This is a genomic window from Saccharopolyspora hattusasensis, from assembly GCF_050972075.1.
GTDB classification, from domain to species: Bacteria; Actinomycetota; Actinomycetes; order Mycobacteriales; family Pseudonocardiaceae; genus Saccharopolyspora; species Saccharopolyspora hattusasensis.
Window position 1 is genome coordinate 3,934,221 of record NZ_JBPCDC010000001.1, and the last position, 22,085, is coordinate 3,956,305.

Genomic DNA, 22,085 nt, shown 5'->3' on the forward strand with positions numbered 1-22,085 from the left:
TCAGGCCGCGATGACCACGAGGGATTCGTTGTCGTCCGTGGTGTCGACCCGGATCTTGTCGCCCTCCCGGATGTCTCCCGCCAGGAGCTTCCGGGCCAGTTGGTCGCCGATAGCCGACTGGACCAGGCGGCGCAGCGGTCGGGCCCCGTAGACCGGGTCGAAACCGTTGAGTGCCAACCAGTCCCGGGCCGCCGGTTGCACGTCGAGGGTCAGCCGGCGCTGCGCCAGGCGCTGGGCCAGGCGCTCCACCTGGATGTCGACGATGGACGTCAGCTCGTCCGTGGACAGCGAGTGGAACACCACCACGTCGTCCAGCCGGTTCAGGAACTCCGGCTTGAAGTGCCTGCGCACCACCGAGCGCACCGCCTCCTCGCGCTCCTGCTCGCTGAGGTTCGGGTCCGCGATCGCCTGCGAGCCGAGGTTCGAGGTCAGCACCAGGATCGTATTGCGGAAGTCCACCGTTCGGCCCTGGCCGTCGGTGAGCCGCCCGTCGTCGAGCACCTGCAGCAGCACGTCGAAAACGTCCGAGTGGGCCTTCTCCACCTCGTCGAACAGCACCACCGAGTACGGCCGCCGCCGCACCGATTCGGTCAGCTGCCCGCCCTGGTCGTAGCCGACGTAGCCAGGCGGGGCGCCGACCAGCCGGGCCACCGAATGCTTCTCGGCGTACTCGCTCATGTCGATGCGGATCATCGCCCGCTCGTCGTCGAACAGGAACCCCGCCAGCGCCTTGGCCAGCTCGGTCTTACCGACGCCGGTCGGCCCGAGGAACAGGAACGAACCGGTCGGCCGGTCCGGGTCGGCGACCCCGGCGCGCGTCCGGCGCACGGCGTCGGACACCGCCCGCACCGCCTCGGACTGCCCGACGACGCGCCTCTCCAGCTCGTCCTCCATCCGCAGCAGCTTGGCCGTCTCGCCCTCCAGCAGGCGGCCGGCCGGGATGCCGGTCCACGCGCTGACCACGTCCGCGACGTCGTCCGCGGTGACCTCTTCCTGCAGCATCGCCTGGCGCTCGGATTGCGTCTGCGCGGCCGCTTCGAGTTCCTTCTCCAGCGCCGGGATGCGGCCGTAGCGCAGCTCGGCGGCCTTGCCGAGGTCGCCATCACGCTCGGCGCGCTCGGACTCGCCGCGCAGCTGCTCCAGCTGCGTCTTCAGGTCGCGGACCGTTTCGATGGACTCCTTCTCCTGCCGCCACCGCGCGGTCAGCTCGGACAGCTTCTCGCGTCGGTCGGCGAGTTCGGCGCGCAGCGCGGCCAGCCGCTCCAGCGAGGCCGGGTCGTCCTCCTTGGACAGCGCCATCTCCTCGATTTCCAGCCGCCGCACGGCGCGTTCGACCTCGTCGATCTCCACCGGTCGGGAGTCGATCTCCATGCGCAGCCGGGACGCGGCCTCGTCGACCAGGTCGATGGCCTTGTCCGGCAGGAACCGGGCGGTGATGTAGCGGTCGGACAGGGTGGCCGCGGCGACCAGCGCGCCGTCGGTGATCCGCACGCCGTGGTGCACCTCGTAGCGCTCCTTGAGGCCGCGCAGGATCGCGACGGTGTCCTCCGGGCTCGGCTCCCCGACCAGCACCTGCTGGAAGCGGCGCTCCAGCGCGGCGTCGGTCTCGATGTGCTCGCGGTACTCGTCGAGCGTGGTCGCGCCGACCATGCGCAGCTCGCCGCGCGCCAGCATCGGCTTGATCATGTTGCCGGCGTCCATCGCGCCCTCGCCGGAGGCACCGGCGCCGACGATGGTGTGCAGCTCATCGATGAAGGTGATGACCTGGCCAGCCGATTCGGTGATCTCCTTGAGCACCGCCTTGAGCCGCTCCTCAAACTCGCCGCGGTACTTCGCGCCGGCCACCATCGAGCCGAGGTCCAGCGCCACGACGCGCTTGCCGCGCAACGATTCCGGCACGTCACCGGCGACGATGCGCTGGGCCAGGCCCTCCACGATGGCGGTCTTGCCGACGCCGGGCTCACCGATGAGCACCGGGTTGTTCTTGGTGCGGCGGGACAGCACCTGCACGACGCGCCGGATCTCGGCGTCGCGGCCGATCACCGGGTCTAGCTCGCCCTTGCGGGCGCGGTCGGTGAGGTCCTGGCCGTACTTCTCCAGCGCCTTGTAGGTGCCTTCGGGATCCGGACTGGTCACCCGCGCGGACCCGCGCACCTTGCTGAAGGCCTCGGTCAGCGCTTCCGGCGTCGCGCCGTGCTTTCGCAGCAGGTCGGCGACCCGGCCGCCTTCGGCGGCGAGCCCGACCAGCAGGTGCTCGGTGGAGACGTACTCGTCGCCCATCTCGGTGGCGAGCCGCTGGCTGTGCGTCAGTGCCCTGACCGCGTCGCGGGAGAGCTGCGGCGCGGACACCGTGCTGCCGCTGGCCGCCGGCAGCTTGTTGATGAGCTGTTCCAGCTCGCGGCGCACTTCCGTCGGGTCGGCGCCGACGGCGGTCAGCAGCGGCGCGGTCAGCCCGTCGCCCTGGGCGAGCAGCGCGCCGAGCAGGTGTCCAGGGTCGACGTCCGGGTTGCCGGCCACGGTCGCGGCCTGCACCGCGGACGAGATCGCCTGCTGGGTCTTGGTCGTCGGGTTGAACGCGTCCATTCCTTCACCTCGTCGCCGGGCGGCTGGTGCGGGTCTGTCATCTCTCCGCACCGGTAATCTTATACATCTTCAACGTGAGGAAAGTTGAGCGAGTTCCGCTCAAGTCCGGTGACTTCGGGCACGCGGATTCGGAAGAAGCGTCGATTTTGGGCGGAATGCCCCGGGCTCGCCGTCATCATCGGCGGCATCAAGGCCATCGGCGCCGCCACCAGCCATGATCATCTGCACCACGACGGCGCTGACCATCGTCATCGCCAAGACGCAGTTCTGGACGGACGCGCAGCAGCAGGTGCTGGCCGGCGGCGATACCCCGGACGCCGTCACCGTCCGGAAGTCCGAAAAGGTCTGACGCGCAGGGGCTTCCGCCGGTTCGGTCCGCAATTTCAATGGAAATTGCGGAAGTTGTCCACAACCCACGGCGCGTCGTGCCCCGACACGCCGTGGGGTCCGCAATTTCAATGGAAATCGAGGGTCCGATTTCCATTGAAGTTGCGGGGAAACCTCAGTCCTCGCGGACGGTTTGGATGTCGATCTCCACCTTCAGCGTCGTGCCGATCGCGGCGATACCCGTTTGCAGGGCCTGGTTGAACGTCATCGCGAAGTCCTCGCGGCGCAGCTGCGTCGTCGCCGTCGCCGAGGCACGGGTGCCGCCCCACGGGTCCGGGCCGACCCCGGCGAACCGGGTGTCCAGCCGCACCGGCCGGGTCAGCCCGCACAGCGTCAGCTCGCCGTCCAGGTCCCAGCGGTCGCTGCCGCGCGGGCGCAGCCCCGTGGACCGGAAGGTGATCTCAGGGTGCCGCTCGACGTCCAGGAAGTCCGCGTTCCGCAGGTGGTCGTCGCGCATCCCGTTGGCCGTGTCGATGCTGGCCGCCACGATCTGGACATCCACTGCGGACGATTCCACCGGGTTGCCTATGCGGACCTCGCCGGCGAACTCGTTGAACCGGCCGTGGATGCTGCTGATCCCCAAGTGCTTGGCGGTGACCTGGATCGACGAGTGCACCGGGTCGATCCGCCACAGCCCGGGCGCCGGCAGGTCGGCCCCGCCGACCCGGCGCAGCTCGACCTCGCCGAGGGTGGCCGCCGTCCCGTCGTGCACCAGCGCGGTCCGGGCGACGGGCTCGTGCCCGACCGCCATGACGATGGCGGTGTAGGTGCCGGACTTCAGCCCGGCGGCGACAACCGAGCCCCGCGGGTCGCCCTGCACCCTGGCGACCTGGGTGCCGGTGCCGTCGATGACGGTCAGCACCGCTTCCGGCACCGGCCAGCCGTCGCCGCCGCGCACCGTCGCGGTGACCGCCCCCGAACCGGCGGCGACGCCGGGTGCTTCGGCCTGCTGTTCGCCGAGATCCATCTAGAACATCCCCTCCGTGGCTTGCGGATCACCTGCCGCTCGTGAGTGGTCGTTCCGGTAAGAGCCGGAATCTTCACTCACGAGCAGGCGTGGCCCGATCCGCGGGCTCTCGTTCAAGTCGTGAGCGGGAGTTCCGGTAAGAACCGGAACGACCACTCACGACCGCTGGTCAGTCGGCCTGCGGGTAGCCGAGCTCGACGTCGTGCGTGCTCAGCTCACCCGCGAGCCGCAGCGAGGTGGCGACCGGCGGGTATCCGGTCGCGATCACCGTGTACTCGCCGTCCGGCAGGTCGGTGAAACTGTAGTTGCCGTCGATGTCGGTGGTCGCCGCGCCGACGACCGCGCCGCCGGTGTCCAGCAGCGTCACCCGCGCATCCGGCACCGCGACCCCGAGGTTGGCCGACCGGACCACGCCGCTGAGCTGCGTGCCGGACTGCAACGCGACGTCCAGCGTGGACTGGTCGCCGTCGGCCACGGTGACCGAGTTCGCCACCGGCCGGTAGCCGGGCGCGGTGACGGTCAGCGCGTAGGCCCCACCGACCAGGTCGGCGAACAGGTAGTGCCCGTCCGGTCCGGTGCCGGCGCTGGCCACGACCTCGCCGCGGGCGTCGGTGAGCACCACCATCGCCCCGGCAACGCCCTGCCCGCCGACGTGCACCAGCCCGGTGAGCCGCCCGGCGCCGAGCAGCTGAACGTCGTGGCGCACCGGGCGGTCGCCGACCACGACCATCGACGCGGCCGGCCGGTAGCCGCCGCCGGAGACGATCAGCACGTAGGTGCCACCGTGGTCGACCACGAGCTGGAACTGCCCGTCGTGGGCGGTCCGGGCGCGCTCGACCTGCCGGCCGTTGGCGTCGGTCAGGGTGAGCACCACCCCGGAGACCGGGGTGCCGACGGAGTTCCGGACGGTGCCGTGCACGAACAGACCGCCACCGTCGCCCGGGGCTGTCAGGTCGCCGGCCAGGTGCTTGCCGTTGGTCGCGTAGCGACGCGGCGCGACCGGCTCTGACCAGGCATCCGAGCGACCATCCACAGAGTTGTCCACAGGTTCGGCGGCCAGTCGCGCCGAGTGCGCCCCCACGCCCCCAACCTGGGCAGAGCCGTTCGCAGCGGCACGCGCCACGGCCGAGTTGTCCACAGGCTGGGTGAGGTTGTCCACAGCATCGTCGTGCGCGGCCACGGCAGCCGCCTCCCTTTCCTCGTGACTGTCGATCGTGGTGCGCAGCGGCGTCTCGCTGATGAAGATCATCGCGAGGAAGGTGACCACCGCGATGCAGGCGGAGACGAAGAAGATGTCGCCGATCGCGTCGCCGTAGGCCGCCCGCACGATGGTCTGCACCGGTTCCGGCAGGTGGTTGACGTCCAGCGAGCCACCGCCGCCCGAGCCTGCCGCCTGCGCCGCGCCGGGGATCTTCGACAGGCCGCGCATGATGTAGTCCGAGACCTGGGTGGCCAGCACCGCGCCAAGGACCGAGACGCCGGCCGAACCGCCGAGGGTCCGGAAGAACGTCACGACCGAGGTCACCGACCCCATGTCCTTGCCGCTGGTGGAGTTCTGCACCGCCAGCACCAGGTTCTGCATCAGCATGCCGACGCCGACGCCCATCAGGAACAGGTATACCCCGACGAGCACCAGGTCCGTCTCGTGGTCGATGCTGCTCAGCAGCCACATCGACGCGATCAGCACGACCGAGCCGATCACCAGGAACGGTTTGATCTTGCCGGTGACCCGGGAGATGATCTGGCCGGACACGGTCGAGGAGATGAACAGGCCGCCGACCAGCGGCAGCGTCATCAGCCCCGCGGTCGTCGGGGTGAAGCTCCGCGCGATCTGGAAGTACTGGCCCAGGAACACCGAGCCGCCGAACATCGCGGTGCCGACCGCGACGGTGCCGATGGTGGCCAGCGTGACCGTCGGGTTGCGGAACATCCGCAGCGGCACGATCGGCTCGCTGACCTTGGTCTCGATGAGCACCGCGATGATCAGCGCGAGCAGGCCGCCGCCGACGTAGGACGCGGTCTCCACCGACCACCATTCGAACTGCTTGCCGGCCAGCGAGACCCACACCAGCAGCAGGCTCACGCCGCCGACCAGGAACAGCGCGCCGAACCAGTCGATCTTGACCGGACGCTTGATCACCGGCAGCTTCAGCGTCCGGCCCAGCACGATGAAGGCGATCACCGCGATCGGCACGGTCACCCAGAAGCACCAGCGCCAACCCAACCACGAGGTGTCCACGATCAGGCCGCCGACCAGCGGCCCGCTGACCGTGGCGACCGCGAAGGTGGCGCCGATGTAGCCGCTGTAGCGACCGCGGTCGCGCGGCGAGACCATCGCCGCGATCACGACCTGGATCAGCGCCTGCAGGCCGCCCATGCCGATGCCCTGCAGGGCGCGGAAACCGATGAACGTCTCCATCGACTGCGCGAACCCGCCGAGCACCGAGCCGATCGTGAAGATCGTGATGGCCAGCTGGTAGAGCAGCTTCTTGCTGAACAGGTCGGAGAGCTTGCCCCAGATCGGGGTAGATGCGGTCGAGGTGAGCAGCATCGCCGTGACCACCCAGGTGTACTGGCCCTGGGTGCCGTTGAGGTCGGCGATGATCCGGGGCAGCGCGTTCGAGACGATCGTCGAGCTGAGGATGGCGACCAACAGCGCCAGCATCAGACCCGACATCGCCTCCAGGATCTGCCGATGCGTCATCGACGATCCCGCAGCGGGCTCGTCGCGCCCGTCCCGGCGGGCCGGCGCTGTCGCGTCCGGCGCCGTCTCCGTCGAGGTGGTCATCGAGTTCCTTCCTTGGTCACGGAGCCGGCGGCGCAGACTCCGTCGTTGATCGTGTAGCGACGGATGTCATCCATCGCTTCCCCCAGCAGTCGGGCGAGTTCGCGGACCTTGTCGTCGTCCCAGTGAGCCAGCGCCGCGCCGATCCACTCCGCCTTCCGGCGTTCCAGCTCCGCCACGGCGCGCTCGCCGTCGGGCGTGGCGCGCAGCAGCGCTACGCGCCGGTCCGCCGGGTCGGGCCGGCGGGTGATGAGGCCGGCGTGTTCGAGCTGGCCGACCTGGCGGCTCACCACGGATGCGTCGACGATCCGGTGGTGGGCAAGGTCCAAGGCACGGCATTCGCCGCGGAAGACGAGTTCGGCGAGCAACCCTGCGGCGGCGTACGGCACGTGCTCTGCCGTGAACTGACCCCGCTGCATTGCCACCTGTTTGAGCCCGAGCATCGCTCGAAGCGGTCGGAGCAGCTCGGCACAGGTCTCGTGTGTCGGTCCCATGAGCCCAATCCTTTAGTTGCCGAACGCAACTATAAGCCTATTTAGTTGCGCGTCACAACTTGTCAGGCTGTGACCCCACCCACCGGAAGGATCAAGAACCGGGCAGAAGGGCGGCACCCGGTCGGGAAATGCGAGAGGGGCACCCGTGCCCCGGTTACCGGGTCACGGGTGCCCCGCACCTCGTGAAACGTGCTCACATCATGGCGTTGAGCTTGCCCAGGAGTCGGGCCAGGTCCTTGAGATCCTGGGTGGACCAGCTGGCGAACTCGCCGTGCAGGTGCTTGCGGCGCTCGGCGCGCACCTTTGCCAGCCGCTCGCGCCCGAGGTCGGAGAGCTGGATGCGGCGGGCCCGGCCGTCGTCGGGATCCGGCACCCGCTCCAGCAGGTCCAGATCCACCAGGGTCGCGATCTGCCTGCTCACCGTGGACTTGTCCAGCCCGGTGCGGTCCGCGACGTCCATGCCGCGCAGCGGCCCCGCATCGTCGACCATCAGCAGCAGGCTGTACGAGGCGGGATCCAGGTCCGGGTGCACGTGCGCGGCCACGGCGGTCGACAGGTTCCGGGCACGGCGGAACATCAGCACCAACTCGCGCTCGACAGACTCAGCCGCTGAACGCCGGTCGACGCCTTCCTCGCGCACCCCGCCGGTCGAGCTCCGCGCCTCGTCCTCGATCACAGCTCTCCAACCCGCACCGCCGACGACCCCGGCGGCACCAATCGCCGACCCGCAAGCCAACGGTAGTCCGTTTCGCCCTACTCTAAGCGCCTGCCTCGAACTCAATTTGCGTGACGGTGCGGGTAGCGGAACCTCAGACGCCACCTGGACTGCGGGATCCCTAGCTTGCGTATGACACAAAACGCGGCATCGGCGCTGTCCTCGCCAGATTGTTGCCTGAGAGCCTGTCGGCGAATGCCGTCCGCGCCTTTGGAAGCGGCGCAGCCGCTTGCAGCCACCTTGCCAAGACGACCATCGGCGGGTTCTGAGAGGGTGGACATACATCAGGAGGGGCACCCGCAGTCCAGGGAACCTCTCTCAGGTTCCGCTAAGCGACCACCCACCCAGACCATTCACCAACAGGCGCTGAGGCCCGCAGCGGTGCCGGTTGCGATCGTGGGCTCAGCAGTCGTGGCTGCCCACCGGTTCGGGCCGGTGCCACGGCCGGGGCATGCCCTTGGACTCGAAGTAGTCGCCGCCTTTGCGCTTGACGTCGTCGGTGCCCCAACTGCGCTGGCGCAGCACCGGCATCATCCGCGGGATGTGCTTGCGGCAGTGGATGTAGGCCTCCTCGACCTGCACCACGACCCAGCGCTCGGGCGTGCGGCCGCGGTCGAACTCGGCGGGCAGCGCGGGGTGGATGGCGCGCACGCCGGCGTCCTCGACGATGCGGGCCTTGCCGTTGACGTGCAGGCCGATCAGGTCGGTCACGAAGTCCACCAGCAGGATCCCGATGTGCGGGTTCTGACTGATGTTGCCCAAGGTGGCCAGCACGCCGTTGCCCCGGTACTCCGGGTAGCAGAGGTGCCGGTCGTCGAGGACCTGCATGAAGCCGGCCGGGCCGGCGCGCAGGCTGGAGTCGCACTCGCCGTGCCGGTCGGAGGTCGCCACGAACGCCAGCTCCATCCGACCGATGAACTCCTTCATCAGCGGGTTCAGGTGGTCCAGCACCTGGTCGTCGTAGAACTTCCGGGCGCGCTTCTCGGTGCCGTAGGCGCGCTGCAGCAGGCGTTCACCAGCCGAGCCGGGCAGCGGGACCGGACCGTCCTCGACGAACGGGTCGCGCGGCGGCGCGTCGGGCTTCTGGCCGCGCTGCTGGATCGGGGCCGTGACCAGCCAGGGCTCGTTCGGGGTGGGCGGTTCTGAGAGCTCCAACTCCAACAGTGCGGCGTCGGCGGTACCGGTCGGGGGTAGGTGGTCGGGGATCACGCGCGTCACCGTGTCACGTCCGCATCTCTGCTAACAACGGTGAACACTAGGTTCCCCGCGACAGGTCCGTGCATTATCTACGTGAAGTAGTTATGAAGCACTCAAAAGTGGCATCAAGGCAGACGCGTCACGAGGCACGAGTTAGGGTCCACCCTGTGTCGGGGGACGCTTGCAAGTAGTGGTGTGCCTGCCTGGGTACGACCGCCAACGTGGAGAAGGCTGCCCCGAACCATGACAGCGAACGCCGTACTGAGCCCCGGACCCCAGAACCACGAGCCGTCGAACTCCGGTGTGAGCAAGATGGTTCGCCTCATCCGCGAGAGCTTCGCAGTCGTCGAGCCGCATACCGACGATGTGTCAAGGTTCTTCTACGGCATGCTCTTCAGCCTCTCACCGGCCACCCGCGACCTGTTCGCGGTGAACATGGAAGTGCAGCGCAGCAGGCTGCTGCGAGCGCTCGTGCACGTGATCCAGATGGTCGACAGGCCGGACGAGCTGCTGCCGTTCCTGCACCAGCTCGGGCGCGACCACCGCAAGTTCGGCGTGGTCACGGCGCACTACGAGGCGGTGGGCACCGCGCTGCTCGCCTCGATCAAGAGGTACGCCGGCGACGCCTGGACCGACAGCGTGGAGCGCGCCTGGGCCGAGGCCTACACCGTGATGGCCTCCGCGATGACCGAGGCGGCCGCCGCCGACGACGGCCCCGCCTGGTACACCGGCCAGATTCTGCACCATGAGCGGCTTAGCTGGGACGTCGCGGTGATCCGTGTCCAGCCCGACCACCCGGTCCCGTACCAGCCTGGCCAGTACGTGAGCGTGGAGGTGCCGCAGCGGCCCCGGCTGTGGCGCTACCTGACCCCCGCCAACGCGCCGAGCGACGACGGGATCATGGAGTTCCACATCCGGTCAGTGGAAGGCGGCTGGGTCAGCCGCGCGCTGGTCGGGCACGCCCGCCCCGGCGACCAGTGGCGGATCGGCTCGCCGATGGGTCGGCTGACCGTGAACCGGGAGACCTCGCCGGACGTCCTGATGATCGCCGGCGGTACGGGAGTGACCCCGATGCGCGCGATCATCGACGACCTCGCGCAGTACGGGGAGAATCCGCGCGTGCAGTTGTTCTACGGCGGCCGGACCCGCGAGGACCTCTACGACCTGGCGAACCTGCAGCGCGTCGCGATGCACAACCCGTGGCTGACGATCACGCCGGTGGTGGAGGACGACCCGGGCGTTTCGGGTGCGGAGCACGGCACGCTCGCCGAGGCGGTGACCCGCTACGGCGCGTGGCAGGACTGGGACGTCCTGGTCAGCGGCTCGCCGGGGATGATCCGGGCCACGGTCTCCCGGATGCTCGTCGCGGGCACGCCCCTCGACCACATCCGCTACGACCCGTTCACCCTGGACTGATCACCGCCCGACGACCGAGCGACGGGGGGCGTCTTCGACCGATCTGGTCGAAGACCCACCTCAGTCGTCGGCAGCGCGCGGTTCGAGCAGGAAGCCGCGCCCGCGAAAGCACTACGCTCCGGTCCAGATAACGCGCCAGGACACCGGGCACCAGCCCGGCAGGCGGCACGAACGCGAAGGGCGCCTGCTGGCCGGCTCACGGCCATCAGGCGCCCTTCCAGCGTTGCTATCGTCAGCGGTCAGCGCCGTTTGCGGTCTGGTTTCCAGATGACCAGGGCCGTTTCCTGGCGGATCGGGACCAGGTCCCGGCGGTAGGAGGCGTGCACCGCGGCCGCCGCCTGTTCGGCCGCCGCATGGGCCGCCGCCACCTCTTCGGCCAGTTCCTGGACCTTGGCGCGGAGCGCGTCGACCTCGTTCTCAAGATCGATGATCCGCTTGATGCCCGCCAGGTTCACGCCCTCCTCCTGGGAGAGGCGCTGCACCTCGCGGAGCAGGGCGATGTCTCGCAGGGAGTAGCGGCGGCCGCCCGCAGGGGTGCGCCCGGGCGAGACCAGGCCCAGCCGGTCGTAGCTGCGCAGGGTCTGCGCGTGCAGCCCGGACAGCTGAGCGGCCACCGAGATCACGAACATCGGCGTGTCCTCGTTGGCCCCCGGCGGGAACCCGAAGCCCGGATCCATTGGGCGACCGGCCATGACTACCTCCCAAGCAGCTCGTTCAGGTCGCGGCGCGGATCGTGGTCGGCTGTCGCCTTCGCGTAGTCCGCCAGCGCCTCGGCCGCCTTGTCGTCCAATTTGGACGGAACCACGACCTGTAACGTCACCAGGAGATCCCCGCTGCTGCCGTCCTTCTTGCCCACGCCCTTGCCGCGCACCCGGAAGGTACGGCCGCTGCCGGTCCCGGCCGGGACCTTCAGCGTCACCTTCCCGTCCAGGGTCGGCACGGTCAACGTAGTGCCCAGCGCCAGTTCGGGGAAGGTGACCGGAACCGTGATCGTCAGGTCGTCACCGGAACGTCCGAACACCCGGTGCGGGCTGACGTGCACCACCACGTACAGATCGCCCGCGGCGGCGCCCTGCCGACCGGGTTCGCCCTGTCCCGCCAACCTGATCCGCTGTCCGTCGGAAACCCCGGCCGGGATCCGCACCGTCAGCGTCCGGCTGCGGGTGCTGACCCCTTGGCCTCGGCAGTCCGGGCACGGGTCGTCGATCAGCTGACCGCGACCCCGGCAGTCCGGGCACGGCTCGCTGAACGCGAACGCACCCTGGTTGCGGGTCACCAGCCCGGAACCAGAGCAGGTTGTGCAGGAGCGCGGCCGGGTGCCCGGCCTGGCACCCGAACCGTGGCAGGTCGGGCAGCTCACCGGGCTGGACAGCCGCAGCGGAACCGTGGCCCCGCGCGCCGCCTCGCCGAAGTCGATGCGCACCTCGGTCTCCACGTCGGCGCCGCGCTTCGGGCGGTTCGCCGTGGTGGCACCGGGGCGGCGACCGCCGAACAGGCCACCGAAGAGGTCGCCGAGCCCGCCGCCACCACCGCCCCCGGCGCCGCCGAAGAGGTCACCGATGTCGAAGCCGCCGGTGCCACCCGGACCGCCGAAACCACCGAAACCGCCCTGGCCGCCGCCGAAACCGCCGGCGCCGAACAGCTTCCGGGCCTCGTCGTACTGCTTTCGCTTGTCCGGGTCGGAGAGCACCCCGTAGGCCTCGGAGACGGCCTTGAACTTGGCTTCGGCCTGGGCGTTGCCGGGGTTGGCGTCGGGGTGGTTCTCGCGCGCCAGCTTCCGGTACGCCTTCTTGATCTCGTCGGCCGAAGCTGCGGAGGAGACGCCCAGCTCGGCGTAGAAATCCTTCTCAAGCCATTCCCTGGCGCTCACCGGGCGCTCCTCCCCCCGTTCCTCATCAGCCCTGCTCGGACTGGTTCTCGCCGGTCGCCGGTTCGGCGGGCTCGGCGGCCGGCTCGTGGTCGGTCACCACGACCATCGCCGGACGCAGCACCCGGTCGCCGAACCGGTAGCCGCGGCGCAGAACGATCGTCACGGTCGGCCCGTCCACGTCCGGGGAGGTGCCGTGCTGCACCGCCTCGTGCACCGACGGGTCGAACTCGTCGCCTTCCGCGCCGAAGGGCTCCAGTCCGGCCGAGTTCAGCGTCGCGACCAGCTTGTCCGCCACGGCCTTGAACGCGCCGTTGAGGTCGCCGTGGGCCTCGGCGCGGTCGAGGTCGTCGAGCACCGTCAGCAGGTCGGCGGCCACCGACGCCTTCGCGCCGGCGATCACCGCTTCGCGGTCGCGTTCCACCCGCTTGCGGTAGTTCGCGTACTCCGCGGTGACCCGCTTGAGGTCGACGGTGAGCTCGTCGACCTGCTGCTGCAGCCCGGCCGAGTCGCCCGCCGCCTCTTCGGGCTCGGGCTGCTCGGTCGCCGGCTGCGCGGCCTCCTGCTCGGCGTTCCCGACGATGTCCTCGTCGAGAGTGCCGGACATCCTTTCGGCCACCTGCGCCTCTTCTCCGCTCGGAGCGGGCACCCGGCGCTGGCCGGTCACGGGGTCGATGCGCCGCCGATCCCGGACCACCACCGGCTCCTGCTCGCCTTCGTTGCGCGACATTTCCGGCCTGTCCGCGGTCACTTCTTCTTCTCGTCCTCGTCGTCGACGATCTCCGCGTCCACCACGTCGTCGTCCTTCGATGAGCTCGCCCCGGCTGCACCGGCACCGGCTGCACCGGCGGCACCCGCACCGGCCGCAGCGCTGGCACCCGCGTCGGCGTACAGCGCCTGGCCGAGGGCCTGCGACTCGGTGGCGAGCTTCTCCACGGCTGCCGAGATGGCGGGCACGTCGTCGCCCTTGAGCGCCTCGTTCACCTCGCCGACGGCGGCCTTGACCTTGTCCTTGACGTCGGCCGGCAGCTTCTCGTCGTTCTCCTTGAGGACCTTCTCGGTCTGGTAGACCAGCGTCTCGGCCTGGTTGCGGGCCTCGGCCTCCTCGCGACGCTTCTTGTCCTCGTCGGCGTGCGCCTCGGCGTCCTTGACCATCCGGTCGATGTCGTCCTTCGGCAGCGCGGAGCCGCCGGTGATCGTCATCGACTGCTCCTTGCCGGTGCCCAGGTCCTTGGCGGAGACGTGCACGATGCCGTTGGCGTCGATGTCGAAGGTGACCTCGATCTGCGGCAAGCCGCGCGGCGACGGCGGGAGACCGGTGAGCTCGAACATGCCGAGCTTCTTGTTGTGCGCGGCGATCTCGCGCTCGCCCTGGAAGACCTGGATCTGCACCGACGGCTGGTTGTCGTCGGCGGTGGTGAAGGTCTCGGAGCGCTTGGTCGGGATCGTGGTGTTGCGCTCGATTAGCTTGGTCATAATGCCGCCCTTGGTCTCGATGCCCAGGGACAGCGGGGTGACGTCCAGCAGCAGAACGTCCTTGACCTCACCGCGCAGCACACCGGCCTGCAGGCTGGCGCCGACGGCGACGACCTCGTCGGGGTTAACGCCCTTGTTCGGCTCGCGGCCGCCGGTCAGGTCCTTGACCAGGTCGGATACCGCGGGCATCCGGGTGGAACCGCCGACCAGCACCACGTGGTCGATGTCGTCGAGCTTGACGCCGGCATCGCGGATGACCGCCTCGAACGGCTTGCGGCAACGCTCCAGCAGGTCGGAGGTGATCCGCTGGAACTCGGCGCGAGACAGCGTCTCGTCCAGGAACAGCGGGTTCTTGTCCGCGTCGACGGTGATGTACGGCAGGTTGATGTTCGCCGTGGAGGAGCTGGACAGCTCGATCTTGGCCTTCTCGGCGGCTTCCTTGATCCGCTGCATGGCCATCCGGTCCTTCGTCAGGTCGATGCCCGACGAGGACTTGAACTTGTCGACCAGCCACTCGACGATGCGCTCGTCCCAGTCGTCACCACCGAGGTGGTTGTCGCCGCTGGTGGCCCGCACCTCGACGACGCCCTCGCCGATCTCCAGCAGCGAGACGTCGAAGGTGCCGCCACCGAGGTCGAAGACCAGGATGGTCTGTTCCTTCTCGCCCTTGTCGAGGCCGTACGCCAACGCGGCGGCGGTCGGCTCGTTGACGATGCGTAGCACGTTGAGGCCGGCGATCTGGCCGGCTTCCTTGGTGGCCTGCCGCTGGGCGTCCTCGAAGTAGGCCGGGACGGTGATCACCGCGTCGGTGACGTCCTCGCCCAGGTACGCCTCGGCGTCCCGCTTGAGCTTCATCAGCACGCGGGCGCTGATCTCCTGCGGCGTGTAGGGCTTGTCGTCGATCTGGACCTTCCAGTCGGTGCCCATGTGCCGCTTGACGGACCGGATGGTGCGGTCCACGTTCGTGACCGCCTGGTTCTTCGCTGGCTGCCCGGTGAGGATCTCGCCGTTCTTCGCGAAGGCCACGACGGACGGCGTGGTCCGCGAACCCTCGGAGTTGGCGATCACCGCCGGTTCACCGCCCTCCAGGACGGAAACGACGGAGTTGGTCGTCCCCAGGTCGATGCCGACCGCTCGCGCCATGCTGCTTTCCTCCCGACTTGTTGCCTGTGCACCCAAGCGCCATCCCGGGCACTTGAGCCTTGCTCACTCAAGTATTACCCACTGCTCATCATCATCGTCAATCCGGATTGAGCGCGAGTCACTCAAGCTTTCTGCCAACACAACGGTTGACCAGGCACGGGAGTTCCGGGGAGTGACGTGGCCGACACCGCCGCCGCGATCGGAACGCGGCGAATCGGCGGCCGGAAGCCGACACGTCGGCTTGTCGACATGTCGGCGTCGGAGCGGGGGTCAGGCCTGCTTGACGCGGATCTCGCCGCTGCCGCTGGACAGCGTTAGCCGCTTCCCGGCGGCCGGGTCCTGCGCCACGTCCACGTCGACGCCGCCGGAGCCGCTGTCCGTATCGACGCGGTAGCGGTCGCCGGGCACGGTCAATTCGATGCCGCCGCTCCCGGTGGACACCTCGACGGTCTGCGGGCTGACCAGTTCCAGCTCGACGTCGCCGGACTCGGCCTTCGCGACGACGCCCGGGCCGCGCAGGCCGCGCCCGCTGATCCCGCCGCTGCCGGTCTCGGCCCCGACCCGGCCGCCGATCTCGTACAGCGTGATCTCCCCGGAGCCCGTGTCCGCATCGACCGGACCGTCGACGTCGCTCACCGACACACCACCGGACCCGGTGTGCGCTCTGACTTCGCCGCCGATCCCGGCCAGCTTGATCTCCGCGGAGCCGGTTTCCGCGTCGACCGGACCGCGGACCTGGGTCACCGACACGCCGCCGGAGCCCGTGCGGACGTCGACCGGGCCACCGATCTCGCTCAGCAGCACCTCGCCGGAACCCGTCTCGACCTGCACCGACCGCATGCCCACCACGTCCAGGTCGCCGGAGTCGAGGTTGCCGTGAACGGGCACCGAGACCGGCAGCGTGACCTGGTAGTCGACGGAGCAGTTCCAGCCGCAGCCGGTGGGCAGCACCAGCGCGCCGCCCTCGACGCGGTGCTTGATCTCGGTGGCGCCGCCACCGCCACCCAAGAAGGCGCTCTCCCAGCGGTGGACCCGCTGCACGATCTCGGCGCGGGCGCCCGGAGCGTGGCGCACCTCGACGTTGCCGGCGCCGCCGGCGAGTTCGACGCGGTCGATCCCGTCCAGTCCGGTGGAGCGCTCCTGCGCGGATGACGAGGGCCACCCGAACAGCGCTGCTCCCCCGATCAGCACCAGCGCCGCCCCGCCCACCGCGAGCCCAACCCGAGCCATCGTCATCCCCCCAGCTTGCCGACTTCCGCGCCGACGAAGTTACGCACCGCGTCCGGCCCGCACCTCAGGGACACCCCGGAAACACCCCGGGAGTTCCCCCTAAACCGGCCTTCGGCGCAGCCACCGGAACCTTCGCCTTCGGCGATCTGGCGATATTTCCGCCACGCCCCGGAAAACCGCCGCCGGTGGCCCAGCGCACCCGGCGCAACCCGCTCTCGCCGGTGCGTCTCCTGATCGGCGCAGCGAACAGAGCTAGGAGATGCACCAATGCGCGTGATCAAGGACCGGCCGGTGATCAGCCTGGCGCCGGGCGAGACGGCGTCCGCGCCCTCTGATCCCCGGGCTGCCTGATCAATGCCCGTGAGCGTTTTTGGTCGCTATAGCGCCAAAAACCGCTCACGGGCATTCACCTGCGCAAACGTCCATCCACTTCGGCCCCCTCGGGTTTCCCGCCGCAGCCAGGAGTTTCACGCTCCGAAGACCTCGTCGTAGGCGGCCTCGAACGCCGCCAGGGACTTCGCGTCGAAGAGCACGAAGCGCACCTCGTCGACATCGGCCGGGGCTTCGCGCACCGCGCGCATCGCGATCCGCGCCGCCTCGTCAAGCGGATACCGGTAGACGCCGGTAGAGATCGCGGGGAAGGCCACCACTTTCGCGCCGAGTTCGTCGGCGACCCGCAGGGACTCCCGGAAACAGGAGGCCAGCAGCCCGGACCGGTCCTCGGAGGCGGCGTAGGTGGGTCCGACGGTGTGGATCACCCAGCGCGCCGGGAGTTCGCCGGCGGTGGTCGCCACCGCCTGCCCGGTCGGCAGCCCCTCCGGGAGCTCGCAGGACCGGATCAGCCGGCATTCCTGGAGGATCGCCGGCCCGCCGCTGCGGTGGATCACGCCGTCCACGCCACCACCGCCCAGCAGCGACGAGTTCGCCGCGTTCACGACGGCGTCGACTTCCTGCTCGGTGATGTCGCCCTGGACCAGCGTGACCCGCATGCGGGGGAGTGTGCGCCAGCACGCCCAACCCCGCTCGATGCGACCTGAATCACAACGTTCGGCGCAAACCTGCGGCTCCGCACGCCCCGGATGCGGACTACGAGGGGTTCCGGTAGTAGTGGCCGTCTCCCCGCCTAGGCGAATACTTGGGATAGAGCTTTCGCAGCTCTTTCACCTCGTCCTTGGCCGACAGTCCTCAGCCTGTTCGAGGACACCCACACCGCGCCCCGCGCCAAGACAGCCAGCGTGGACGTCGTCAACCAACGCTGATCCTGTGGAACAAGGAGAGCCGACCCGCCGATCGATGGCAGATACGAGCCGGACCCATTACGCCCTCCTACCGAGGGTGTTCACCCGCTTTCCAGGACTGCCCTCTGTTACCGTGGATCCCGGTAGGCCTCCGGGTCTGCTAACCCGCCTTAGACCCCGCCGAGTGCGGGGTCTTCGTGCATCCGGGGTTGGGTCATAGGCGCCAGACGTGCACGTTGTGCACCCGGTCTTCGATGTGCCCGGCCGGGGCCGGACAACACGAACCGCAACTGATCAGCCGGTCGAATTCCGCAGGTAGTCCACGGGTTGCATGAGGAAGCGCAGCGTCGGTTCGAGGTCGTCGGCGGTGGGCGGCTCGTCGGCGATGAGCGCCTGCATGAGCAGGCCGTCGATGGCGGCGAACAGCGCCCGGATCACCGGCTCGTCGCCGCCCGCGCCGTCGTTGATGAAGCCGGCGGCGACCTCGATCCAGCGGCGGGCGGCCGGGCGCAGCGCCGGGCGGCGGGCGGCGAGCAGGTAGAGCTCGTACTCGCCCACGGTGCGTTCGCGCTGGTCGCGCACCATCGACGCCAGTGCCTCGGCGATCAGCCGCGGCCAGTCGGAGTTCTCCCGGACCTGCCCGCGCAGCCGGTCGATCTCGACGATCAGGGTTTCGCAGCTCTCCAGCAGCGTGGCCACCAGCAGGTCGTCGATGCCCGCGAAGTAGTAGGCGATCGACGCCGGCGGCACCTCGGCCTCGCGGGCGATGTTGCGGTGGCTCACCGCTCCCACGCCGTCGCGGGCGACCACCCGAAGCGTCGCGTCGATGATCGCGCGGCGGCGGCGTTCACCCTTGGCGCGGCGGCCGTCGGTCTCCGCCTCGTCGGAGTTTCGTCGCGCCGCCGTCAATGCGCGCCGCCCAGTTCGAGCGCGACGACACCGCCGATGATGAGCACGATGCCGCCGATCTGCACCGCGGTGATCCCCTCTCCGAGGAACACCGCACCGATGATCGCCACCAGGGCGACTCCGGCTCCGGCCCAGATCGCGTAGGCGACGCCGACCGGCAGGCCGAGCTTGAGCACGGCGCTGAGCGCGCTGAAGGCCACCACGTAGCCGACCAAGACCAGGATCGATGGGACGGTCTTGCTGAACCCGTCGGACAGCTTCAGCGACACCGTGCCGAGCACCTCGCTCAGGATCGCCACCGCCAGCAGCAGGTAGGCCACACTTCCTCCCCAGAAACTTGAACGACTGCCCTACTTGTTCAGAATACGGGTGGCCGACGGCGCGGGAACGCAGGTTCCTAGTGGCCGAAGTGGGACTTCTTGTCCTTCTTGTCGCCACCGTCCTTGTCGCCGCCGCCGGAGATCATCGAGGCCACGTTGACCGCCGCCCAGATGTCCATCGGGATCATCGGCCAGAAGAAGTGCGGCCCATCGGAGGCGACGGAGGTGACCGCCCAGATCGCGACCAGGATGAAGGTGACGCTCGCCCAGTCCCGCCACTCCTTGACCATTTTCTTCTTGTGCCGCTCCTGCTTGACGACCTCCGGGGACGGCATCGCGGGCACCGGCTCCGGCAGATCGGCGACCAACGACTGCAGCTCGCCGAACGTCGTCGACGCGTAAGCGCGCCGCAGGCGCTCGTCGAACTCGACGATGGAGAGCCGGCCCTCGTCCAGCGCCGTGCGCAGCCGCCGCGCGATCGCCTCCGGCCCGCGTCCGACGCGCGCATCGATCCACTGCCCGATTCGGTCATGCCAAACCCCCTGATCCGCGCCCACCTGGTGACATGACTGAACAGACCGTTCGCCCGAACGAATACGTGGCGAAAATCGCACGATCGATCCCGATTTTGCCGTGTCCGACGCCGGAAACCTCCGGGGCTCGGCAGAATCCCGCCGTCGCGTCGCACGCGTCTAACAGGAACAACTCAGGAAACCCCAGCAACATCACCACGCCCCCTGCGGCGGGCGGACTGCCCGCGGAGCCCAGGATAGCGGGAGAAACTTGTACGGCTGCACAACTAGTTTTTCGCCCCACGGTCTCGCAGAATCACCGACTGTTCCCAACAACAGCGACGCCCGTATAGTTACCGACGAGTAACACGGCGTACGCTGCTTGCACCACCACCGCCCCCGGAGGAAAGGCACCCGAACCATGGGCGCTGTACAGATCACGCTCGGCGGGATCGCTGTCGTGCTCGGCATCGTCGCTTGGGGCATGTTCGCCGCGACGATCGCCAAGTTTGTGCGCATCATCCGCCTCGGGCAGCCGGACGGTACCCGCAACGGCCCCGTCCTGGCCCGCCTGGCCACCGTGGTCAAGGAATTCGCCGCGCACACGCGGATGAACAAGTTCCGCAACGTCGGCATCTGGCACTGGCTGGTCATGTGGGGCTTCCTGATCGGCTCCCTGGCTCTGTTCGAGGCCTACGGCGAGGTCTTCGTGCCGACCTGGGGTTGGCCGATCCTGGACGGCCTGGCGATCTTCCACCTCCTGATGGAGGTCCTCGGCGTCGGCACGGTCGTCGGCATCCTGGTCCTGATCGCGATCCGCCAGCGCAACCACCCGCGCCGCGCCGGCCGCGTCTCGCGCTTCCAGGGGTCCAACTTCGCCTGGGCCTACTTCATCGAGGCGGTCGTCCTCATCGAGGGCGTGGGCATCCTCGGTGTCCGCGCCGCGAAGTCCGCGCTGGGCGTGCACGAGATGCCGCTGTGGGCCGAATTCATCTCCGGCCCCATCGGATCCCTGCTGCCGGCCAGCCCGAACCTGGTGTCGTTCTTCGCCTTCGTCAAGCTGATGAGCGCCACGGTCTGGCTGATCGTGATCTCCAGGACCATGACGATGGGCATCGCGTGGCACCGGTTCAGCGCGTTCTTCAACATCTACTTCAAGCGCGAGGCCGATGGGGACGTGGCGCTGGGCGCGGTGAAGCCGATGATGTCGGCGGGCAAGCCGCTGGACTTCGAGGAGGCGGACCCGGACACGGATGTGTTCGGTGCGGGCAAGATCGAAGACTTCTCGTGGAAGGGCTGGCTGGACTTCACCACGTGCACGGAGTGCGGTCGGTGCCAGTCGCAGTGCCCGGCGTGGAACACCGGCAAGCCGTTGTCGCCGAAGCTGCTGATCACGTCGCTGCGCGACCACGCCTACGCCAAGGCCCCGTACTTGTTGGCGGGCGGCCGCAAGGACATGGCCGGTGACGAGGTCGGCATCACCGGTGACGACGCCGAAGCGCGGTTGGCGAAGGTCGACGTGCTGGCGTTGGCGGAGGCGGAGAAGCCGCTGATCGGCGGGCCCGAGGAAATGGGTGTCATCGACCCGGACGTGCTGTGGTCGTGCACGTCGTGCGGTGCGTGCGTGGAGCAGTGCCCGGTGGACATCGAGCACGTCGACCACATCGTGGACATGCGCCGGTACCAGGTGATGATCGAGTCGAACTTCCCGACCGAGCTGGGCGGGATGTTCAAGAACCTGGAGAACAAGGGCAACCCGTGGGGCCAGAACGCCAAGGACCGCCTGGCGTGGACCGAGAACCTGGACTTCGAGGTGCCGGTCTTCGACGGCGAACTCGCCGGCGACGTGGAGTACCTGTTCTGGGTTGGTTGTGCGGGCGCGTTCGAGGACCGGGCGAAGAAGACGACCCGCGCGGTGGCGGAGCTGCTGCACATGGCGGGCGTGAAGTACACGGTGCTGGGTCCGGAGGAGACCTGCACCGGTGACCCGGCGCGGCGGGCAGGTAACGAGTTCATCTTCCAGATGCTGGCCCAGCAGAACGTCGAGGTCCTCAACAGCGTTTTCGAGGGCCGTGAGCCGGGCAAGCGCAAGATCGTCGCCACCTGTGCGCACTGCTTCAACAGCCTGGCGAACGAGTACTCGCAGCTGGGCGGTGACTTCGAGGTGGTGCACCACACCCAGCTGCTGAACAAGCTGGTGCGGGAGAAGCGCCTGGTACCGGTCGCCCCGGTGGCGGAGGACGTGACCTACCACGACCCCTGCTACCTGGGCCGGCACAACAAGGTCTACACCCCGCCGCGGGACCTGGTCGGGGCCTCGGGCGCGACGTTCCGGGAAATGCCGCGGCACGCGGACCGCTCGATGTGCTGCGGCGCCGGTGGCGCGCGGATGTGGATGGAAGAACGCATCGGCAAGCGCATCAACGTCGAACGCGTCGACGAGGCGCTGGGCACGGCATCGACGAAGATCGCGACCGGTTGTCCGTTCTGCAAGGTCATGCTCTCCGACGGCCTGACGGCCCGCCAAAGCGAAAAGGTCGCCTCGGAGTCGGTCGAGGTCGTCGACGTGGCCCAACTGCTGCTGTCGGCGGTCAAGCGAGGCGAAAAGTCCACGGAAGACACGGCCGCACCCGCGGGCAGCTGACGCCAGAAACACCGAAGGGCGCCTCCTCCCCGGAGGCGCCCTTCGTCTCGCCACGAGACTTTCCAAGGCCCGAGTCACCACGGACTTCCGCTTCGGCCCGCTTCTGCTCACCACGCTCCCGCGGCGCCCCTGCCACATTGGCGGCGGAGCGCGAGGGCATGCCGGTCGAGATGCGTTGATCCCGGAGGTCAGAGGCATGCTG

The 22,085-nt window shown here is 69.0% G+C and carries 18 protein-coding genes; 3 read left to right on the forward strand and 15 right to left on the reverse strand.

Annotated features, from left to right (window positions below):
- Complete coding sequence (gene clpB, locus ACRXBZ_RS18465; protein WP_433880146.1) at nucleotides 1-2,583, reverse strand: ATP-dependent chaperone ClpB; 2,583 nt, start codon at nucleotides 2,581-2,583, stop codon at nucleotides 1-3.
- 214 nt (nucleotides 2,584-2,797) lie between these two features.
- Here clpB and ACRXBZ_RS18470 point away from each other — a divergent pair, with 214 nt between their 5' ends.
- Nucleotides 2,798-2,932 carry a hypothetical protein gene (locus ACRXBZ_RS18470; RefSeq protein ID WP_433880147.1) on the forward strand — a complete coding sequence of 45 codons (135 nt, stop codon included), beginning with the start codon at nucleotides 2,798-2,800 and terminating at the stop codon, nucleotides 2,930-2,932.
- Between the two features lie 153 nt (nucleotides 2,933-3,085).
- Here the strand turns inward: ACRXBZ_RS18470 and ACRXBZ_RS18475 are convergent, their stop codons facing one another.
- The 5 genes from ACRXBZ_RS18475 to ACRXBZ_RS18495 form a co-directional block, all read right to left on the reverse strand.
- Nucleotides 3,086-3,937 (reverse strand): YceI family protein, encoded by an 852-nt coding sequence (locus ACRXBZ_RS18475; protein ID WP_433880148.1) that lies wholly within the window; start codon nucleotides 3,935-3,937, stop codon nucleotides 3,086-3,088.
- Between the two features lie 169 nt (nucleotides 3,938-4,106).
- Complete coding sequence (locus tag ACRXBZ_RS18480) at nucleotides 4,107-6,641, reverse strand: MFS transporter (protein WP_490885440.1); 2,535 nt, start codon at nucleotides 6,639-6,641, stop codon at nucleotides 4,107-4,109.
- Nucleotides 6,642-6,721: 80 nt separating this feature from the next.
- Nucleotides 6,722-7,216 (reverse strand): MarR family winged helix-turn-helix transcriptional regulator, encoded by a 495-nt coding sequence (locus tag ACRXBZ_RS18485; protein ID WP_433880150.1) that lies wholly within the window; start codon nucleotides 7,214-7,216, stop codon nucleotides 6,722-6,724.
- A gap of 193 nt (nucleotides 7,217-7,409) precedes the next feature.
- On the reverse strand, nucleotides 7,410-7,892 hold the full coding sequence (locus ACRXBZ_RS18490) for a MarR family winged helix-turn-helix transcriptional regulator (RefSeq protein WP_168585800.1): 483 nt from the start codon (nucleotides 7,890-7,892) through the stop codon (nucleotides 7,410-7,412).
- Nucleotides 7,893-8,333: 441 nt separating this feature from the next.
- Nucleotides 8,334-9,149 carry a pyridoxamine 5'-phosphate oxidase family protein gene (locus ACRXBZ_RS18495; protein ID WP_433880151.1) on the reverse strand — a complete coding sequence of 272 codons (816 nt, stop codon included), beginning with the start codon at nucleotides 9,147-9,149 and terminating at the stop codon, nucleotides 8,334-8,336.
- Nucleotides 9,150-9,371: 222 nt separating this feature from the next.
- Here ACRXBZ_RS18495 and ACRXBZ_RS18500 point away from each other — a divergent pair, with 222 nt between their 5' ends.
- A complete protein-coding gene (locus ACRXBZ_RS18500; protein WP_433880152.1) occupies nucleotides 9,372-10,544 on the forward strand; it encodes an FAD-binding oxidoreductase in 1,173 nt (390 codons plus the stop codon).
- Between the two features lie 239 nt (nucleotides 10,545-10,783).
- Here the strand turns inward: ACRXBZ_RS18500 and ACRXBZ_RS18505 are convergent, their stop codons facing one another.
- From ACRXBZ_RS18505 to ACRXBZ_RS18545, 9 genes are all read right to left on the reverse strand, one after another.
- Nucleotides 10,784-11,236, reverse strand: coding sequence for a heat shock protein transcriptional repressor HspR (locus ACRXBZ_RS18505; RefSeq protein WP_433880153.1), 453 nt, complete (start codon nucleotides 11,234-11,236; stop codon nucleotides 10,784-10,786).
- 2 nt (nucleotides 11,237-11,238) lie between these two features.
- On the reverse strand, nucleotides 11,239-12,414 hold the full coding sequence (dnaJ, locus tag ACRXBZ_RS18510) for a molecular chaperone DnaJ (protein WP_433880154.1): 1,176 nt from the start codon (nucleotides 12,412-12,414) through the stop codon (nucleotides 11,239-11,241).
- A 25-nt stretch (nucleotides 12,415-12,439) separates the two neighbouring features.
- Nucleotides 12,440-13,141, reverse strand: coding sequence for a nucleotide exchange factor GrpE (gene grpE / locus ACRXBZ_RS18515; RefSeq protein WP_433883912.1), 702 nt, complete (start codon nucleotides 13,139-13,141; stop codon nucleotides 12,440-12,442).
- Nucleotides 13,142-13,158: 17 nt separating this feature from the next.
- On the reverse strand, nucleotides 13,159-15,030 hold the full coding sequence (gene dnaK / locus ACRXBZ_RS18520; RefSeq protein WP_168585802.1) for a molecular chaperone DnaK: 1,872 nt from the start codon (nucleotides 15,028-15,030) through the stop codon (nucleotides 13,159-13,161).
- Nucleotides 15,031-15,300: 270 nt separating this feature from the next.
- Nucleotides 15,301-16,266 carry a DUF4097 family beta strand repeat-containing protein gene (locus ACRXBZ_RS18525; protein WP_433880155.1) on the reverse strand — a complete coding sequence of 322 codons (966 nt, stop codon included), beginning with the start codon at nucleotides 16,264-16,266 and terminating at the stop codon, nucleotides 15,301-15,303.
- Between the two features lie 461 nt (nucleotides 16,267-16,727).
- On the reverse strand, nucleotides 16,728-17,249 hold the full coding sequence (locus tag ACRXBZ_RS18530) for an O-acetyl-ADP-ribose deacetylase (RefSeq protein WP_433880156.1): 522 nt from the start codon (nucleotides 17,247-17,249) through the stop codon (nucleotides 16,728-16,730).
- A 543-nt stretch (nucleotides 17,250-17,792) separates the two neighbouring features.
- Complete coding sequence (locus ACRXBZ_RS18535) at nucleotides 17,793-18,407, reverse strand: TetR/AcrR family transcriptional regulator (RefSeq protein WP_433880157.1); 615 nt, start codon at nucleotides 18,405-18,407, stop codon at nucleotides 17,793-17,795.
- A complete protein-coding gene (locus ACRXBZ_RS18540) occupies nucleotides 18,404-18,727 on the reverse strand; it encodes a DMT family transporter (RefSeq protein WP_168585805.1) in 324 nt (107 codons plus the stop codon). Before ACRXBZ_RS18540 ends, ACRXBZ_RS18535 begins: the two co-directional genes overlap by 4 nt.
- 77 nt (nucleotides 18,728-18,804) lie before the next feature.
- On the reverse strand, nucleotides 18,805-19,284 hold the full coding sequence (locus ACRXBZ_RS18545; protein ID WP_433880158.1) for a DUF1707 SHOCT-like domain-containing protein: 480 nt from the start codon (nucleotides 19,282-19,284) through the stop codon (nucleotides 18,805-18,807).
- A gap of 376 nt (nucleotides 19,285-19,660) precedes the next feature.
- On the opposite strand from ACRXBZ_RS18545, the gene ACRXBZ_RS18550 reads away from it, so the two are divergent.
- Complete coding sequence (locus ACRXBZ_RS18550) at nucleotides 19,661-21,883, forward strand: (Fe-S)-binding protein (protein ID WP_433880159.1); 2,223 nt, start codon at nucleotides 19,661-19,663, stop codon at nucleotides 21,881-21,883.
- Nucleotides 21,884-22,085: the final 202 nt, after the last annotated feature.